Origin of the sequence: Bacillus sp. SIMBA_005 (assembly GCF_046535585.1) — a bacterium.
GTDB lineage: Bacteria > Bacillota > Bacilli > Bacillales > Bacillaceae > Bacillus > Bacillus pumilus.
Genome location: NZ_JAWRWI010000173.1, coordinates 1 through 315 on the forward strand (window position 1 = coordinate 1; position 315 = coordinate 315).

The 315-nt window shown below is 52.4% G+C and carries 1 protein-coding gene; it reads right to left on the minus strand.

All coding sequences use genetic code 11. The annotated features are described in order from the left end of the window. The coding region (locus SB660_RS19625) for a 3,4-dihydroxy-2-butanone-4-phosphate synthase (protein WP_410583927.1) at nucleotides 1–315 on the minus strand (315 nt) is incomplete at both ends.

Below are 315 nucleotides of genomic sequence, written 5' to 3' on the forward strand. Positions count from 1 at the left end.
TTTGCGATTAAGGGGAAAATGTGGCCCGGACGCTGAAAATCGTCAGACACAGATTCCTCGTTCAACAGCGCCTGAATGGTAAAAGAACGTTCTTGAGCGCTGATGCCCGTTTTTGTCAGCCTGTGGTCAATACTGACCGTAAAGGCGGTCTCATGTGAGTCCGTATTATGATCGACCATCGGGTGAAGATCCAGCCGGCCGGCGATGTCTTCAGACAGCGGCGTGCAGATCAGACCTCTCCCATGGGTCGCCATAAAATTCACCACTTCAGGCGTGGCATGCTCAGCCAGCGCTACGAAATCTCCTTCGTTTTCT